Origin of the sequence: Streptomyces sp. NPDC102437, assembly GCF_044765565.1 — a bacterium.
In the GTDB taxonomy this organism is placed as follows: domain Bacteria; phylum Actinomycetota; class Actinomycetes; order Streptomycetales; family Streptomycetaceae; genus Streptomyces.
Genome location: NZ_JBIWKI010000047.1, coordinates 12,897 through 28,479, shown reverse-complemented (window position 1 = coordinate 28,479; position 15,583 = coordinate 12,897). Strand labels below are relative to the sequence as shown.

Annotated in this window: 11 protein-coding genes; 9 read left to right on the top strand and 2 right to left on the bottom strand. The window is 70.8% G+C overall.

The window, feature by feature from the left end; genetic code table 11:
- Window positions 1-44: 44 nt before the first annotated feature.
- Window positions 45-1,976, bottom strand: a complete 1,932-nt coding sequence (locus ACIRJP_RS35645; RefSeq protein WP_404183599.1) for a protein kinase — start codon at window positions 1,974-1,976, stop codon at window positions 45-47.
- A gap of 254 nt (window positions 1,977-2,230) precedes the next feature.
- Here ACIRJP_RS35645 and ACIRJP_RS35640 point away from each other — a divergent pair, with 254 nt between their 5' ends.
- The 4 genes from ACIRJP_RS35640 to ACIRJP_RS35625 all read left to right on the top strand — a co-directional run bounded on the left by ACIRJP_RS35640 (window position 2,231) and on the right by ACIRJP_RS35625 (window position 8,887).
- Window positions 2,231-4,357, top strand: a complete 2,127-nt coding sequence (locus ACIRJP_RS35640; RefSeq protein WP_404183596.1) for a phosphocholine-specific phospholipase C — start codon at window positions 2,231-2,233, stop codon at window positions 4,355-4,357.
- A 78-nt stretch (window positions 4,358-4,435) separates the two neighbouring features.
- Window positions 4,436-5,911, top strand: coding sequence for a hypothetical protein (locus tag ACIRJP_RS35635; protein ID WP_404183593.1), 1,476 nt, complete (start codon window positions 4,436-4,438; stop codon window positions 5,909-5,911).
- A gap of 184 nt (window positions 5,912-6,095) precedes the next feature.
- The gene (locus ACIRJP_RS35630; protein WP_404183590.1) at window positions 6,096-8,333 is read left to right on the top strand and encodes an MMPL family transporter; all 2,238 of its coding nucleotides are present in this window, start codon (window positions 6,096-6,098) and stop codon (window positions 8,331-8,333) included.
- On the top strand, window positions 8,333-8,887 hold the full coding sequence (locus tag ACIRJP_RS35625) for a GNAT family N-acetyltransferase (protein ID WP_404183587.1): 555 nt from the start codon (window positions 8,333-8,335) through the stop codon (window positions 8,885-8,887). Before ACIRJP_RS35630 ends, ACIRJP_RS35625 begins: the two co-directional genes overlap by 1 nt.
- A gap of 19 nt (window positions 8,888-8,906) precedes the next feature.
- On the opposite strand, the gene ACIRJP_RS35620 is transcribed toward ACIRJP_RS35625, so the two are convergent.
- Window positions 8,907-11,360: a helix-turn-helix domain-containing protein gene (locus ACIRJP_RS35620; RefSeq protein ID WP_404183584.1), complete on the bottom strand. Its 2,454-nt coding sequence runs from the start codon at window positions 11,358-11,360 to the stop codon at window positions 8,907-8,909.
- A gap of 259 nt (window positions 11,361-11,619) precedes the next feature.
- Here ACIRJP_RS35620 and ACIRJP_RS35615 point away from each other — a divergent pair, with 259 nt between their 5' ends.
- From ACIRJP_RS35615 to ACIRJP_RS35595, 5 genes are all read left to right on the top strand, one after another.
- The gene (locus ACIRJP_RS35615; RefSeq protein WP_404183581.1) at window positions 11,620-11,859 is read left to right on the top strand and encodes a hypothetical protein; all 240 of its coding nucleotides are present in this window, start codon (window positions 11,620-11,622) and stop codon (window positions 11,857-11,859) included.
- A 77-nt stretch (window positions 11,860-11,936) separates the two neighbouring features.
- Window positions 11,937-13,196, top strand: coding sequence for a serine hydrolase domain-containing protein (locus ACIRJP_RS35610; protein WP_404183578.1), 1,260 nt, complete (start codon window positions 11,937-11,939; stop codon window positions 13,194-13,196).
- A gap of 116 nt (window positions 13,197-13,312) precedes the next feature.
- On the top strand, window positions 13,313-14,404 hold the full coding sequence (locus ACIRJP_RS35605) for an alpha/beta hydrolase (RefSeq protein WP_404183575.1): 1,092 nt from the start codon (window positions 13,313-13,315) through the stop codon (window positions 14,402-14,404).
- A gap of 123 nt (window positions 14,405-14,527) precedes the next feature.
- Complete coding sequence (locus ACIRJP_RS35600; protein ID WP_404183572.1) at window positions 14,528-15,130, top strand: hypothetical protein; 603 nt, start codon at window positions 14,528-14,530, stop codon at window positions 15,128-15,130.
- 260 nt (window positions 15,131-15,390) lie between these two features.
- Window positions 15,391-15,576: a hypothetical protein gene (locus tag ACIRJP_RS35595; protein WP_383715595.1), complete on the top strand. Its 186-nt coding sequence runs from the start codon at window positions 15,391-15,393 to the stop codon at window positions 15,574-15,576.
- The last annotated feature ends 7 nt before the right edge of the window (window positions 15,577-15,583 follow it).

Sequence of the window (15,583 nt, the reverse complement as noted above, 5' to 3'; positions counted from 1 at the left end):
CATCCGGAGAGTCCGCGGGACACCGTCTCCGCGATGACCGCCTACTACTTCTTGAGCGTGGGCGACCCCAGGACCAGGTAGCCCATGTCGCAGCCGCCCTCGACGGTGTCGGAGTAGGAGATGCGCAGCCGCAGACCGTTCTTGACATCCAGGTTCAGGGTGCGCGGCACTCCGAGCAGCACCTGCCCGCTGTAGAGCGACTTGCCGTCCACCTCGATGTCGACCCTGGCCGCCTTGTTCTCCGACGAGTCGTCGATTCCCAGGACCACGGCCAGGGTCGTCCACACACGACTCAGGTTGTACTCCGCGGCGCCGCTGCATTCGGCGTCCCCGCCGTCGGGCACCAACGCGGTGTCGTACTGCTTGTTCTCCACGGTGCCGCTGCCGACGGCGAGGGTGGCGTACTCGCCCTTGGCGACGATGTCCAGGGTGGTGAGCGAAGCGCTGTCGGCGGCGGCCACTTCCCCGGGGTCGGCCTCCTGGCTCGGACCGGTGCTCTGCTCGGGGCCCGCCGAGTCGGTGGAGTCCTTCGCCGGTGTCTCCGCGCGGGACTTGACCGGCTGTGTCGTCGGCCCTCCCTTCGCGCTGTCGTCACCCTTCCGTTCCGACCACAGGCTCTGCGCGGCGACCACGCCCAGCACGGCCGTGGCCAGCACGGCGACGGTCGGCAGCACGATTCTCAGCACCTTCCGCTTCTTCTTCTGCGGGGGCCGGGAGGACTGCGGGGACTGGAAGGCGTACGGCTGCTGTCCGGTCTCCGGCCCCTGCTCCGGCATGCCGCCCGGTGCCGTGTAGGACGCCGTCGCCGGTCCGGGGTTCGCCGTCGTGGGCAGCGGTACGCCCGGATCGGCGGAGGCGGTGATCGGCGGCGGGAAGACCGGCTGAACGTCCTCGCCGGCCACCGATGGCGGAGAGCCGGGCATCTCCCCGGGCGCAGCGCCGGGCTGCACGACGGGCGGTGCGCCGGGGGGCGGCTGGAGCGGCGGAGGCGGTACGGAGACCGGCCTGCCCGCGTCCCGCACAGCGTCCTCTGCCCCCGCGCCCGGTACGGCATCGCGCACCGACGAGGAGGAGCCGGTCACCGTGGTCGACACCACCGCCGAGCGGACGTCCTTCACCCACTCCGACAGGCTCTCCGGCCGTCGGTCCGGGTCGGCCGCGCAGACCCGGAGGATCCGCTCGATCCGGTCCGGCGCCGCCGCCGCCACCTGGGGGACGGTGAGCAGCGCCGCCCGGAGCTGCTCGGGGCTGCCCGGCGGGGCCTGACCGCTCAGCATGAAGTAGGCGATCGCACCGAAGGCGTACCGGTCGGTGCCCGGAGTCCGCTTGCCCTCGAAGACCTCCGGCGCCGCGAAACCCGGGGTGAACCAGACCTCCGCCGTCTGATGGTCGGCGGTCAGTTTGCTCAGCCCGAAGTCGACCAGCGTGGCCTGGCCGTGCTCGTCGACCATCACATTGCCGGGCGACAGATCACCATGCACGACGGTCCGGCCGGAGGGGGTCGCACGCCCCGAGTGCAGCCAGTCCAGGACGTCCGCGATCTGTTCCAGTGCCCGCAGCGCCTCCCGGCGCTCCGCGTGCGTGGCGAGGGTCCGCTCGGCCCGCCAGTCGCGCAGATCGAGACCGTCCACATGGTTCATGACGAGCACGAGGGCCCGCCCGGCGGCGGTCGAGGCATCGCCGTGACCGTGGATCGGGGGTCCTTCGAAGTGCTCGCGCACACCGACGACACCGGGCCGGTTCACGAACCGCAGCAGCTCCGCCTGTTCCTGCCACTTCGAACTGAGCCGCTGGAACTGCTCGATCGTGATCGTGGTCTTGGAGTCCAGGACCTTCACGACCACGGTCTCGGGCGCTCCGTCGAGCTCGATCTCGGCCCGGTAGAGGACGGCCTCGCCACCCCGTCCGATGGAATTGAGCAGGCGGTATCTGTCCGGCGCGGAGTCCGGCCCGATGTGGTGCGACGCACTGTTCAACTGTTCCCCCACTAAAGGTAATTGACGGTTCCTAAGATTGCCGCGCCGGTGGTGGCGTGGTCAACGCCCGCCGGGCCCCCTCCCGCCCCTCACCGCCGCTGCCGAATCCCGCCCCCGGAACCGGGGCCGGGTACGCGGTTGGACTTTTCCGTGCGACCTCTTGGACGTTCACCACGGAGTCGTCCGGAGTCCTTCCGCGCGCCATCCGGCTTGATTAGCTTCCCGGCTGTACGACCTGACTCGGGAGGCTCAACTTGACCACGGACATTTCACGGCGACGGCTCTTCGCGCTGGGCGGCGGCGCGCTCGGCGCCGCGGCGGCGGGGTCGCTGCTGCCGCCTTCGCTGCAGGCCGCGATCGCCGCGCAGCCGGCACCCTCGGCGGGGTCCGGTGGCCGGGACGGGCTCGGGGCCATCAAGCACGTGGTGATCCTGATGCAGGAGAATCGTTCCTTCGACCACTACTTCGGAACGCTCCGGGGCGTACGCGGCTTCGGTGACCGCAACGCCGTCGAGCTGCCCTCGGGCAAGCCGGTCTTCGAGCAGCCCGCGGCGCTCGGCACCTCCGTGCTGCCGTTCCCGGTGCGCGACGCCGCCGAGACGCAGAAGAAGGACCTCCAGTACATCGGCGCGCTCGACCACTCCTGGAGCGGTGGCGGCAAGGCGTGGGCCGGCGGGTGGATGAACGGCTGGGTGAGCGCGAAGACGGCCGCCACCATGGCGTACTACGACCGCCGCGACATCCCGCTCCACTACGAACTGGCCGACACCTTCACGGTCTGCGACGCCTACCACTCCTCCATCCACACCTCGACCAGCCCCAACCGCAACCACCTGTGGAGCGGGAAGACGGGCAACGAGCCGAACGGCAAGCGGGCCGTCGGCAACGACGCGTACAACGAGGGCACCCACCCCGGCTACGACTGGGGCACGTACGCGGAGCGGCTGGAGAAGGCCGGGCGCAGCTGGCGCACGTACACCGAGTGGGAGAACTTCACCGACAACCAGATCGAGTTCTTCGCCACCTTCAAGGCGGTGGCCCGCAAGGCGCTCGCGAAGACCGGCGGGCACACCTTCATGGAGTCGTTCTACGCCGCGGTGCGGGATGCCGACGCCACGGAGCGCGAGCGGCTGTTCGGCCTGCTGGAGGAGGGCGTCGCCACCCTCGACAAGACCGAACGCAGCCTCTTCGAGCGGGCGCTGCGCCGGGTGGAGACCGGAACGCTGGCCGACGAGTTCGCCAAGGACGTGGCGGCGGGCACCCTGCCCGAGGTCTCCTACCTGGTGCCCTCGGCCGTCGACTCCGAGCACCCGAGCGTCTCCTCGCCGATCCACAGCGCGACGATCGTCTACAAGGTCCTGGACGCGCTGGGCAAGCACCCCGACGTGTGGCGGCACACCGCGGTCTTCATCAACTACGACGAGAACGACGGCTTCTTCGACCACGTGCCCCCGCCGGTCGCCCCGGCCGAGGTGACCGAGGAGCAGTGGGAGGGCAAGCCCACCGGCCTCGGCGTGCGCGTTCCGATGCTCGTCGTCTCGCCGTGGACCATCGGCGGCTACGTCTGCTCCGAGGTCTTCGACCACACCTCCGTCGTCCGCTTCCTGGAGCGCTGGACCGGGGTGGCGGAGCCGAACATCAGCGACTGGCGGCGCACCGTCACCGGCGACCTGACCTCGGCCTTCGACTTCTCCCACGCCCGCCGCCGGCCCGAGGTGGAGCAGCCGGGCGCCATCCCGCCGTTCAGCGGCCGCTGGTCGCCGAAGCCGCCGGCCGTGCAGCACATGCCCGTGCAGGAGCCAGGCGCCCGCCCGGCCCGCGCGCTGCCGTACCAGCCGGACGCGCAGGCGACGGTGGCGGACGGCGCGGTGCGGGTGGCCCTCAGCAACACGGGGCGCTCCTCGGCGCACTTCGCGCTGTATCCGTACGCCGGTGAGTTCTCCGTACCGCAGCACCGGGACGTGAAGGGCACCGCGCAGTGGACGGTGCCGGTCACCGGCGATGCCTACCGGTTCACGGTGACGGGGCCGAACGGCTTCCGCCGCGAGTTCGCCGGGCCCGTGAAGGACGGTGCCGCGGCCGGGGCCGAGGTGGCGTCGCGGGTCGACGCCCGCGAGCGCGACCTGCATCTCACCCTGCGCAACACGGGCCGGACGACGCTCACCTTCACGGTGCGGCCGCTGGGCTATGTCGACGAGGCGGACCTGCGGGACTGGACCCGGACCGTCAAGGTCAAGCCGGGGCGCAGCCGTACGGTGGTGCACTCGGCGGCCGACGCGCACGGCTGGTACGACCTGGACGTCACCGTCGACGGGGACGACGCGTTCCGCCGCCGGCTCATGGGGCACATCGAGAACGGCCGGGCGAGCGTCTCGGGCTGACGGACCGTCCGGCCGGTTCTAGCACGGGAGTTCGGCGCCCGCCGGAACCATCGCGACGCGGCCCGCGTGTCCTTGATCATGACCGAACTGATCGAGAAATGGGCCGACGTCACGGCGGGGTCCGCCCCCGAGGAGGCGGACCCTGTCGTCCTGGAGTGCGCCCGCCTGCTCGCCGCCGAACCGGACGGCGAGCAGGCTGTCCTGCTGACCTTCGGCCTGGTGAGCATGGCGCGGTACGTCCTCGGACGACGCGGCGCGGCTGTCGAGCGGGCCGTGGTGGACGCGCTCGGCGCCGCTGCCGCGGCCATGGACGAGCAGAGTCTTCAGGCCGGCGGCTGCGGGCACGAGGCCCATCCGTACACCGACAGCCTGGAGGAGTGGGACACGGACGCGGACGGGCTGCTCGACGCGCCGGACGTCGAGATTCCGCTCGATGAGTGGGACAAGGCCGAGGCCTGCCCCCGCAATGCCGCCGGATGGGCACGGACGGCCGCCGACGTGATCCTGCCGGGCAGCACGGAAGGCATCCCCGAGATCGTCCCCGAAGGCCACCAGAGATACATCCGCAGCCTGGGCAGTGTGCTCAACGACTATCCGAACGGTGATCCGTTCTGGGACCTGGACATCCACGCCGGACCGCCCAGCGACCTCTCCCGGGCTGCTCTCGCCGGCTATGTCGTCGTCGCCCATGCGAACTGCTGGTACGCGGGGTCGGGCCGGATCAGACAGCGGTCGCTGCTCGACGACATGATCGAGGGCCTGGAGTCCGTACTGCCGCTGCTGCCGGACGAGACCTGCGCGCACGAGGACGGCGAGCACCCGGCACTGCGTTCCGGCAGCGACGAGCAGGCCTCCGAGGGCATCCACCTGCAGAGCCCCGGCGGCCGGACCGTCCTGCGCGAGGAACACGCGGACGGATACGGCGCCTCGCTGGAGGCATGGACATGCACCACCTTCCTGCACGCACTCGCCGTCGAGGCCCGCGACCATCTGCGTGAAGCGGTCGACAGACTCTTCGGTACCCGGGAGACGGCACATCTGGACGCGGTGTACCTGCGTCCCGACGGCCGGCTCGACATCATGCCGCTGAGCGAGCGGCATGTCCCGTTCAACGACGAGACGGCCTCCGAAGAGGCGGCGCTCTGGGCGGCCCGGCGGTACGAACAGCTCGGCCCGGACGGACCCGTGCTCGACCGGACCGTCCTGCTGCTCCTGATGGGCACGGCGGCCGATTCCCTGGAGCTGTCGTACGGAATCGCCCGCGAGATCCTCGGCATCCTCCGTACCGCTGCCGCCACCCTGCCCGGCGGCGCATGCGACCACGCGGACGGCCATGCGCCCCGCCATGAGCGCACGTCCGACCGCGTGGCACGCATCGCGCACCTCTACGCCCCCGACGCAGGCCCCGCCCCCGGCCCGGACTCCGGCCACGGGTTCAGGAGCGAGGTGCTGACCTGCCCCGTCCATCTGGCGGAGGTCGTGACGAAGGGCATCGCGGAGATCGAGGAGCAGTTCGAGGAAGAACTGGAGGCGGAGGAACAACGGGCCGGGTGAGGCGGCCGGGAGCCGCTGCGACCGGGGGATACGGCAAGCTCTGCGGGCATTGTGAATAAGGCCACGAAAGAGACAAAGGATCACTTTCGGCTGCCAGAGTGACGGTTCTCAGGTCATGCGTTCTTTGTGGCTCATGCATGTTTTGTGCTGCCGAAGAACCACGAACCAGCAGGGAGCACGTCCGTTGGCTGCCATCGCCCGCTGGTGCATCAGGCACCGTCTCGTCGCCGTCCTCATCTGGCTGCTCGCCCTCGGCGGCGCCGCCACCGCGGCGGGCTTCGCGGGCTCCGCGTACTCCAACGACTACGAGGTGCCCGGCACGGAGTCCGGCCGGGCCACCGAGCTCCTCAGGAGCGGCTTCACGGACCTCGGCGGTGACACCGACACCATCGTCTGGCACACCTCCGACTCCACCGTGCGGGCCGACGACGTCCGGCAGACGATGACCCGGACCCTGCACGCGGTCGAGGAACTGCCCGGGGTCGGCGCGGTCACCGGCCCGTACGGAGCCTTTGGCACCGCCCAGATCAGCGCCGACGGACACACCGCCTACGCCACGGTCACCTTCGACCAGCAGGTCGAGGACATCCCGGTGCAGCAGGCCAGGGCCGTCGTCGACACCGCGAAGGCGGCCGCCACCGCCCACCTCCAGGTGGAGCTGGGCGGCCCCGCCGTCGCCCTCACCGAAGCGCCCTCCGTCCACCTCAGCGAGGCCATCGGGGTCGTCGTCGCGGCGGTCGTCCTCTTCCTCGCCTTCGGCTCGCTCGCTGCCAGCATGCTGCCCATCGCCACCGCACTGGTCTCCGTCGGCACCGCCTACGCGGGCACCGTACTGCTGGGCCATCTGATGACCGTCGCCGACTTCGCGCCCATGCTGGGCATGCTGATCGGGCTCGGTGTGGGCATCGACTACGCGCTGTTCATCGTCACCAGACACCGCGGAGGACTGCGCAGGGGCCTGTCCGTCACCGAGGCCGCGCAGACCGCCGTCGCGACGACCGGCCGCGCCGTCGTCTTCGCCGGGGCGACCGTCTGCATCGCACTGCTCGGCATGCTGATCCTGCGGCTCGGCTTCCTCAACGGTGTGGCGATCGCCGCCTCGCTCACCGTCGTGCTGACCGTGGCCGCCTCCGTCACCCTGCTCCCAGCCCTGCTGTCCTTCATCGGGATGCGGGCCCTGAGCCGGCGCGAGCGCGCACGGCTGGCCGAGCACGGTCCGCAACCCGAACTGCCCACGGGCTTCGCCGCCCGCTGGTCCGCCTTCGTCGAACGCCACCCCAAGCTGCTCGGGGCGTGCGCCGCCGTGGTGATGCTGGTCCTCGCGCTGCCCACTTTCTCCCTCCACCTGGGCACCTCCGACCAGGGCAACAACCCCGCCTCGTCGACCACCCGTCAGGCGTACGACCTGCTGGCCGACGGATTCGGCCCCGGCGTCAACGGGCCGCTGACCGTCGCCGCGCAGCTGGACGGCGCGGACGACCGGCTCGCGATGGACGGGCTGCCCGCCACGCTGCGGTCCACCGAGGGCGTGGCCTCGGTCGGCCCGGTCACGTACAACAACAGCGGCGACACGGCCTTCGTCACCGTCGTACCGAAGTCGGCGCCGCAGTCCGAGGAGACCAGCGCGCTCGTCGACCGGCTGCGTACGGACGTCCTGCCCAAGGCCGGGGCGAACACCTCGCTCCAGGCCCATGTCGGGGGAGTGACCGCCAGCTACGACGACTTCGCCCGGATCATCATCGGCAAACTTCCGCTCTTCGTCGGCGTGGTCATAGGGTTCGGCTGTCTGCTCCTGCTGCTGGCCTTCCGGTCGATCGGCATTCCGCTGAAGGCCGCCGTGATGAACGTGGCCGCAGTCGCCTCCTCGTTCGGGGTCGTCGTCGCGATCTTCCAGTGGGGCTGGGGGAGCGAGCTGCTGGGGCTCGGCAGCTCGGGGCCCATCGAACCGTTCCTGCCGGTGATCATGGTGTCCGTGCTCTTCGGGCTGTCCATGGACTACCAGGTGTTCCTGGTGGGGCGGATGTACGAGGAGTGGCTGGAGACGCGGGACAACCGGCGGGCTGTCCGGGTGGGCCTCGCCGAGACCGGCCGGGTGATCAACTCCGCGGCCGTGATCATGATTTCGGTCTTCCTGGCGTTCGTCCTCAGCGGGGACCGGGTCATCGCCATGTTCGGGATCGCGCTCGCCGCCGCCGTCCTGCTGGACGCCTTCGTCCTGCGCACGCTGCTGGTCCCCGCGCTGATGCACATGCTGGGCGGGGCGAACTGGTGGCTGCCGCGCCGGCTGGACCGGCTGCTGCCCCGGATCAGCATCGAGCCTCCCGAGCACGGCCTCCCGCATGCGAAGATCCCGCAGGCGGCGCAACCGTCCGAGGTGGTGCAGCCCGCGCAAGCGGTGGAAGCGGTTCGAGAAGGAGCATGATGTTCGCGGTATCCCTGGGTGACGACGGAGCGCAACTGCGTCCGCTGGAGATCTGGCAGGCCCAGGAGTTCCTGGACCACATGGACCGGGCCCGCGAGCTCATCGATCCATGGCTCCCCTTCGCCTCCTTCGCCACCGACCTGGACTCGGCCCGGGAGCTGCTGCGGCGGTACGCGGAGAAGCTGGCGGCGGACACGGGGCGGATCTACGGCATCTGGCTGGAGGGCACGCTCGTCGGCGGTGTCCTGTTCCGGATCTTCGACGCGGAGTCGGGGAACTGCGAGATCGGCTGCTGGCTGGAGCCGGCGGGCCAGGGGCGCGGCCTGATCACCCGGGCGTGCCGGAAGCTGATCGACTGGGCGGTGTACGAGCGCGGCATGCACCGCGTGGAGTGGGACGCCTCCGCCGCGAACACCGCCAGCATCGCCGTCGCGAAGCGGCTCGGCATGACGCGCGACGGGGTGCTGCGCGAGAACTACCTCCACCGCGGGGTGCGGCACGACTCGGAGGTCTGGTCGGTACTGGCCCCGGAGTGGCGGGCGCGGAAGGACTGAGCGCCGGCCGTGCCGGCGCTCATGCCCCGGGACCGAACCGGGCCGGTGCGTACTTGCTCTGGTGCTCGCGGTACGAGCGGGCGAGGTGGTGCTGGAGCCGGATGTGGCGGAACTGGTACACCGCGCCGGTCTGGCGCAGGACGCCCCGGCGGTAGGCGTCGTCCAGGAAGGCCACCGCGTCCCAGGGCAGCTTGCCGGTCAGGGGCAGCCAGACCCGCGACAGGACCAGCCACCGCCCCCAGGCGGTGAACGAGAGCGCGTACGAGCACGTGCCGCCGATCCCGCCGATGGCACCGATGACGAGCCCGCCCTTCACGTCCCAGACCAGCGGTCCGAGGATTCCGTCGAGCAGGCCGGTGATCAGGTGCCCTCCGACCGCGATGGCCAGGGTGAGCATCGGTACCAGTACGAGAACCTGCCGGAGCACCGTCGCGCGGTTCGAGGCCAGCAGGCCGGCCGGGGTGGCCGCGGAGGCGACGTCCAGCGGCGCTTCGAGCATGGCCATGATCCCGAAGACGAGCCCGGCGCCCGCGCCGAAGATAAGGCCGAGGACCAGCATGTTGATGAGGGTGCCCTTGATCACCAGCTCGTTCGCGAGCGGGACCCCGTAGTACAGCCAGCGCTGGAGGGCGAGGGCACAGGCGCATCCGACGCCCATCACGAATCCGCCCGGCAGTACGGCGCCGAACCGGGCGACGAACGTGCGCACCGGTCTGCGGCCGACGCCGGGGCCCCCGCCGGGCAGCCGCAGCCGCACATGGGCGGGTTCGAAGGGCGTGGTGCCGAACCGGACCAGGATCGCGTGGACACACCCGTAGGCGAGACCGGCGACGGCCCCCATCGAACAGCCCGACATGAGGGCCTCGCCGACCGGGAACGGCACGTTGATCAGGTTGACGAACCACACGGCGAGCGTGACGCAGAGCGCCGAGGACACCGCCACCGACAGCAGCCGCGTGGACAGCCGCAGCGAATCACCGATCCGCCACCACGCGAGGTCCTGCTGGTCGCCGTCGAGCCGGGCCAGATGGTGGGCGAGAAAGCCGAGCCAGCGCTCGGCGCGCTCCGGATCGCGGTGCCGCTCCCGGTGGCCGGTGGTGCTGCGCTCGGCGACCCGGCGCCGGTAGACCGTCGGCACGAAGCCCGCCAGCAGATGTTCTTCGAGGGAGTTCTCGTCGGGGAAACGCTCGGCGTCCAGCAGCTCCGCCGGATTCCTGTCGGGTGCCTCGCTGTACATCGTCCGCGCCAGGATGATCATGAGCGGGGTGCTCAGGACCCTGGCCAGGGGGCCGGCCGCCCCGCCCTCCCGGGCACGCAGCCGGTCCAGCACGGGGGTCCAGACCGGCGTGGTCCCGCCGCCGTCGCGAGGGACCGGCCGGGCCGTCCGGGGCAGGTAGTCGGAGAGGTCTTCGAGCGTGAGATCGGTCAGTTCGAGACCTGCGGCCCAGACCAGCGGGGCACCGGCCTCCTGGACCGCCTCGGCGAACTCGCCGCGCCGGCTGGTCAGGACCAGCGGGAGCGAGGTGGCGTTGAGCACCTCCAGGGCCGTACTCCGCAGACCCTCCGCGATCTCGTCGAACCCGTCCAGGACCGGCAGTACGAGATCCGCGTCGACCAGGGCGGCCGACAACGTCGACCCGTCGGGGGCCCGGCGGGTGAGATGCGGGTGGTCGCGCACCAGCCGGTCGATCAGCCAGTCCCGCAGCGCGACGGCCGTGGGATCCCAGGAGCCGATGCTGAAGACCACCGGCACCCGGTCGTGCGGCTCCCGGGCCTCCAGCTGGTCCAGGACGAACCTGATCGTCAGGACCGATTTGCCGGATCCGGCCCGGCCGAGCACCACGAGCCGCCCGGACCCGATCCGCCGGTAGACCTCGGCCACGCTGCCCAGATCGCCGCTCAGGTCCATTCGGTCCGGCGTCGCTCCCGGCGGCAGACGCTGGATGTTCTCCGAATGGTCGGTCAGTGATTCGGGGGCGTCCTGCCAGCGCACCGGAAGCGGAAAGGGGTCGTGCACCCGGCGGTGTTCCTCTTCGCGCTGCCAGCGGCGCCGGATTTCGCGGGCCAATTCGGTCGCGGCGGTGACGAGTTCGTCGTGAACAGGCGAACTGGTCGGGGTGGGGCGGACATTTTCCCCGGGGTTCTGCTGGGATCCCTGCCTGGAATCCTTTCCGGAATTCTGTGCAGGTACGGATACAAGTACCGGAGCGGGCCCGGGTTCCGGCTCGGGTTCGCCGACCGGGTCGGCCTTCGACTTCGCGAGCGTGGCGGCGAGCTGCCGACGGTCCTCGGGCCCGGCCTCCAACGCGTCCGCCAGCAGGTTCACCGTACCCAGCCGGTGATCGCTGGATCTGCCGTTCTCCAGTCTGCGGATCGTACGCACGCTCACTCCGGACCGTGCCTCCAGCTGCTCCTGCGTCAGCCCCGACCGGTTGCGCAGCCGACGCAGCAAAGTGCCGAGCTGATCCGCCACTTCGACATCCCTCCACCACCGGGCGCGGTCGCGACGACCCTACCGGTGACGACCGGTCATATATGGCCGGTCGCCTGTCCTGTTCGCGGAATGGCGTGAACAGCACGATCAGTGGTGTCCGGCCGGTGCGCCGACACGGGGCGGCGCACCCCGCCGGGCATCCGGGAAGCAGATGGCGTCCATGGGGCCGGACCGGCACCGGCATCGGACCTGATCGCCTCTCATGACTTTCTCCTGCAACGGCTCATGAGGAGTTGACATGGTCTACCGATTCTGGTGCGGCGAATGCGGATTCAAGACGCCGTGGCTCGCCGAGTCCGAGGGCGCACAGCGCCAACTGGATCACTACAACAAGCAACACCCGGGAATTCTCGCCGGCGGCCATGTGGAGGCCAATCGGAGAAATCCGCAAGGCAGCCGTATCAGCGGCCTCGCCTGCCTCCAAGTGGCGGGAATTCTCGTCCTTCTGCTGAGCATCGCGGCCGCGTGTCGACCCTGAGGCGCGGCCGGACCACACCGGACAGCCGGAATGACCGACGGAATGACCAACCGAAAGGGACAGGAAAGAAAATGAGCATGCGCGACGATTCCGGAGCAGGTATCGAAGCCGACACGGCGAACCGGTCCACCGGTGGCACGACCCGGCCCGCCTCGCGGGTGCGCGGGCACCGGCGCCGGCTGTTGCCGTTGGCCACCGCGGCCTGTCTGCTGATGACCGGTGTCGGCACGGCGACCGCCGCCGCCCCGGCCACCCGCTCCGCGACCGCCGAGTCCTCGACCACCGCCGCCCAGACCCCGGCCGACATCCTGCAGGCCGGTGCCCAGCAGGGGATCGCCGACGGTTACCCGGGCGTGATCGGCATGGTGCGGAAGGGCGACACCACCCAGTACGTGCACGCGGGCGTCGGTGACCTCACGAACAAGGTGCCCGCGGACCCGAAGGCCAAGTTCCGGATCGGCAGCAACACCAAGGCGTTCACCTCCACCGTGCTCCTCCAGCTGGAGGGCGAGAAGAAGCTCTCGCTTGACGACACCGTCGCCAAGTGGCTGCCGGGAGCGGTCGCCGCCAACGGCTACGACGGCTCGAAGATCACGATCCGTCAGCTGCTCAACCACACCTCGGGCCTGCCCGACTACTTCAAGTCCGTACTGATCAACGGGCCGTACTTCCTCAACACCAATCCCAGGGAGGTCTTCCCGCCGCAGAACCTGGTCGATGTCGCCCTCGCCATGCGTGCGCCGGCGGCCGAGCCGGGCGAGAAGTTCGAGTACTCCAACACCAACTACCTGCTTGCCGGCATGGTGATCAAGGCCGTCACCGGCGAGGACGCGGCCGCGCAGATCCAGCGGCGCATCATCGAACCGCTCGGCCTGCACGACACCAGCTTCCCCACATCCGACCCGGCGCTGTACGGCAACCACCTTCACGGCTACGCGATCCGGACGATCTTCATCAACGACGCGACCGCCTCCAACGTGCAGGTCTTCGGCAGCGCCGGGGCGATGGTGTCGACCATGGACGACCTGGCCACGTTCTCCCGGGCGTTGATGACCGGAAAGCTCCTTGAGCCCGCGCAGATGACCGAGCTCAAGACCACCGTTCCCGTGACCGCCGAGGCCGGCTACGGGCTGGGCATCGAACGTATGAAGCTGTCCTGCGGGAAGTCGGCCTGGGGACACAACGGCGCGGTGCTCGGCTACTTCAGCGAGTGGCTGAGCAGCGAGGACGGCACCGAACAGGTGCTGCACACGAACAACGAGTTCCACCTGCTCGCCGGTACCCCGGGGCAGACCCACACGGGCAAGGCCATGACGGACGCGTTCTGCGCTCTCTGAGTGCCGCGACCGGAAGGGCTCTTCCGGCGGCCGGGCCGCGTATCGGCCCGGCCGCCGGGCCGGGGCCTTCCCCACCCCACGCAGCGAGAGCCGTGCGCTCTCGGAGAGGACACCCGATGAGAACACCACGGACCACCTGGCGGACCCGGGCGCGAACGGCCGTGGCCGCGGCCGCGCTGACCATGACCGCGACCCTCACCGCCCCGCTCGCCCACGCCGACGGCGCCGCCCCGCCGGTGCTGACCGACGGGTTCGGCCTGACCCAGGTCGCCGGGGGCACCGAGGTGCACTCGGCCACCGACTTCACCATCACCGTGACCACCCCGCAGGTGGCCGGGAAGCACAAGATCCGCATCTTCCTGCCCAGCGGCTATCAGGCCGACCCGGACAAGCGGTGGCCGGTGGCGTACTTCCTGCACGGCGGGCCCGGAAGCCCGGACGACGCCGCGGCCGTCCCGGCGTTGCACTCGGACTCGATGATCACCGTCGTGCCGGACGGCGGCCGCAAGGGCTGGTACGCCGACTGGCTCATGCAGAACACCGCCGAGGGCGCGGCGAACTGGGAGACCTTCCACCTGAAGCAGGTCGTCCCCTTCATCGACGCCAATCTGCGCACCATCGCCGACAGGGGGCACCGGGCCGTCACCGGTCTGTCGATGGGCGGGTTCGGCGCCCTGCACTACAGCCAGGCCCGGCCCGATCTCTTCGGTCATGTCGCCTCCCTGTCCGGCGGCATCGACTTCGGTATGGCGGAGGTCCGCGCGGCGGTCCTGGCCACGGAACTCAACGTCACGGGCGCCTGGTGCGCCGTGAGCACCTCCACCCCGTCCGGGACCGGCCAGTGCACCGGTTACGGGCCCACGGTCGACAGCGACGCGATCTTCGGCTCCCCGTACCCGGTCCTGAACGCGGACCGGATCTGGAAGGCGGTCGACCCCGCCGCCCCGGTCAACCTGGCAAAGCTCGCCGACACCGACGTCACGCTCTACACCGGCGACAACGACGTGATCGACCACTTCACCGCGATCGCCGCCAGGAACGTCAAGACCCGCATGGACACGCTCGGTCTGCCCAGCCGCCTGGTCGACTACGGCAACGGGGCGGCGCTCGCTCCCAGCTGCGACGGCGGCCACAACTACGGCTGCTGGGCGGCCGCGTTCGCCGACTACGTACCCCGGCTCCAGGACTCCTTCGACGCGGCGGGCTGACCCGGACGGCAGCGGCCCGGCAACGGCCCCGGCGGGCGAACGCCCGCCGGGGTCCTCCCGTGGCGGCGGTGCTTCGGGCGGACGTTAAGGGGGTTCTCATACGGGCCGCCTAGCGTGCGCGACATGAACCCCAGGACCACCACGAGCCCCACCGTTCCCGCCGATCCTGAAGCAACCGCAGCAGCAGAAGCAACCGCAGCAGAAGCATCCGACGCCGAGGAGATCCCGACCGGGAAGGCCGCGGCCGAGGACGCCTCGGAAGATCTGGACCTTGACGGCCCGGACCTCGACGACCTCGACGACGACTCGGGCAAGGAGCCCTCCGGCCTCGGCGCGGCCGCCGCCTCCGTGGTCGCGGCCGGTCTCGGTGTCGTCGCACTCACCGGGTCCTGGACCGGCAAGGTCGCCGCCGAGCGCGAGACCCTGATCGGCCAGATCAAGACCTCCAACGGGGGCACCGCCGCCCAGCAGATCTCCGAGATCTACGGCGACGCCTGGCACTCCACCGCCCTGGTCAACGGGCTCTTCGCCCTGCTCGCCCTGCTGGTCGGAGCCTTCGCCCTGGTCCGCCCGGCCTTCGGCGCACCCTCCGCGCACCCGCAGCCCGGCTGGGTCCGCGCCGTGGCGACCGCCGGCATCGTGCTCGGTGCCCTCGGCCTGCTGCTCTCCGCCGCCATGTACTTCGACCTCATCGTGGCGCTGCCGACCGCGACCGCCACCCAGTGACCTCGACGGCCGGCGGACACGGGCGCGAAGGGAGCGGGTGAGCTCCACGGACCCGGCCCGACGGCCATCTCGTAGGGCATCCGCCCGAGGGACCCCGGCCCGCATACGGCGGCGCCCGCACCCGGATAGGGCACCGCGCCCCGCGAAGATGCGGCTCCTGCCCGATGCGGCGACATCCCCTGGGAGACGACAGTCGGGGGACGGCAGAGAACCACTGCCGCCCCCGGCCCCGACGGGCCGTCGTCCTCAGGGAGAAGCACATGGAAACGTACCGGCTCCACGAGCTGCGCGCCGCCGAACTGCGCCACCGGGCCGAGCAGGACCGGCTCGTCCGGGAGGCCGTTCGCGCCCGCCGGGACGCCCGCAGGGCCGCCCGGCACTCCGGGCGCGGGGAGGCGGGGAGGCCGGTGAGTACCGACCGCAAACGATTCGTCCACGCCACGTGAGGCCGGA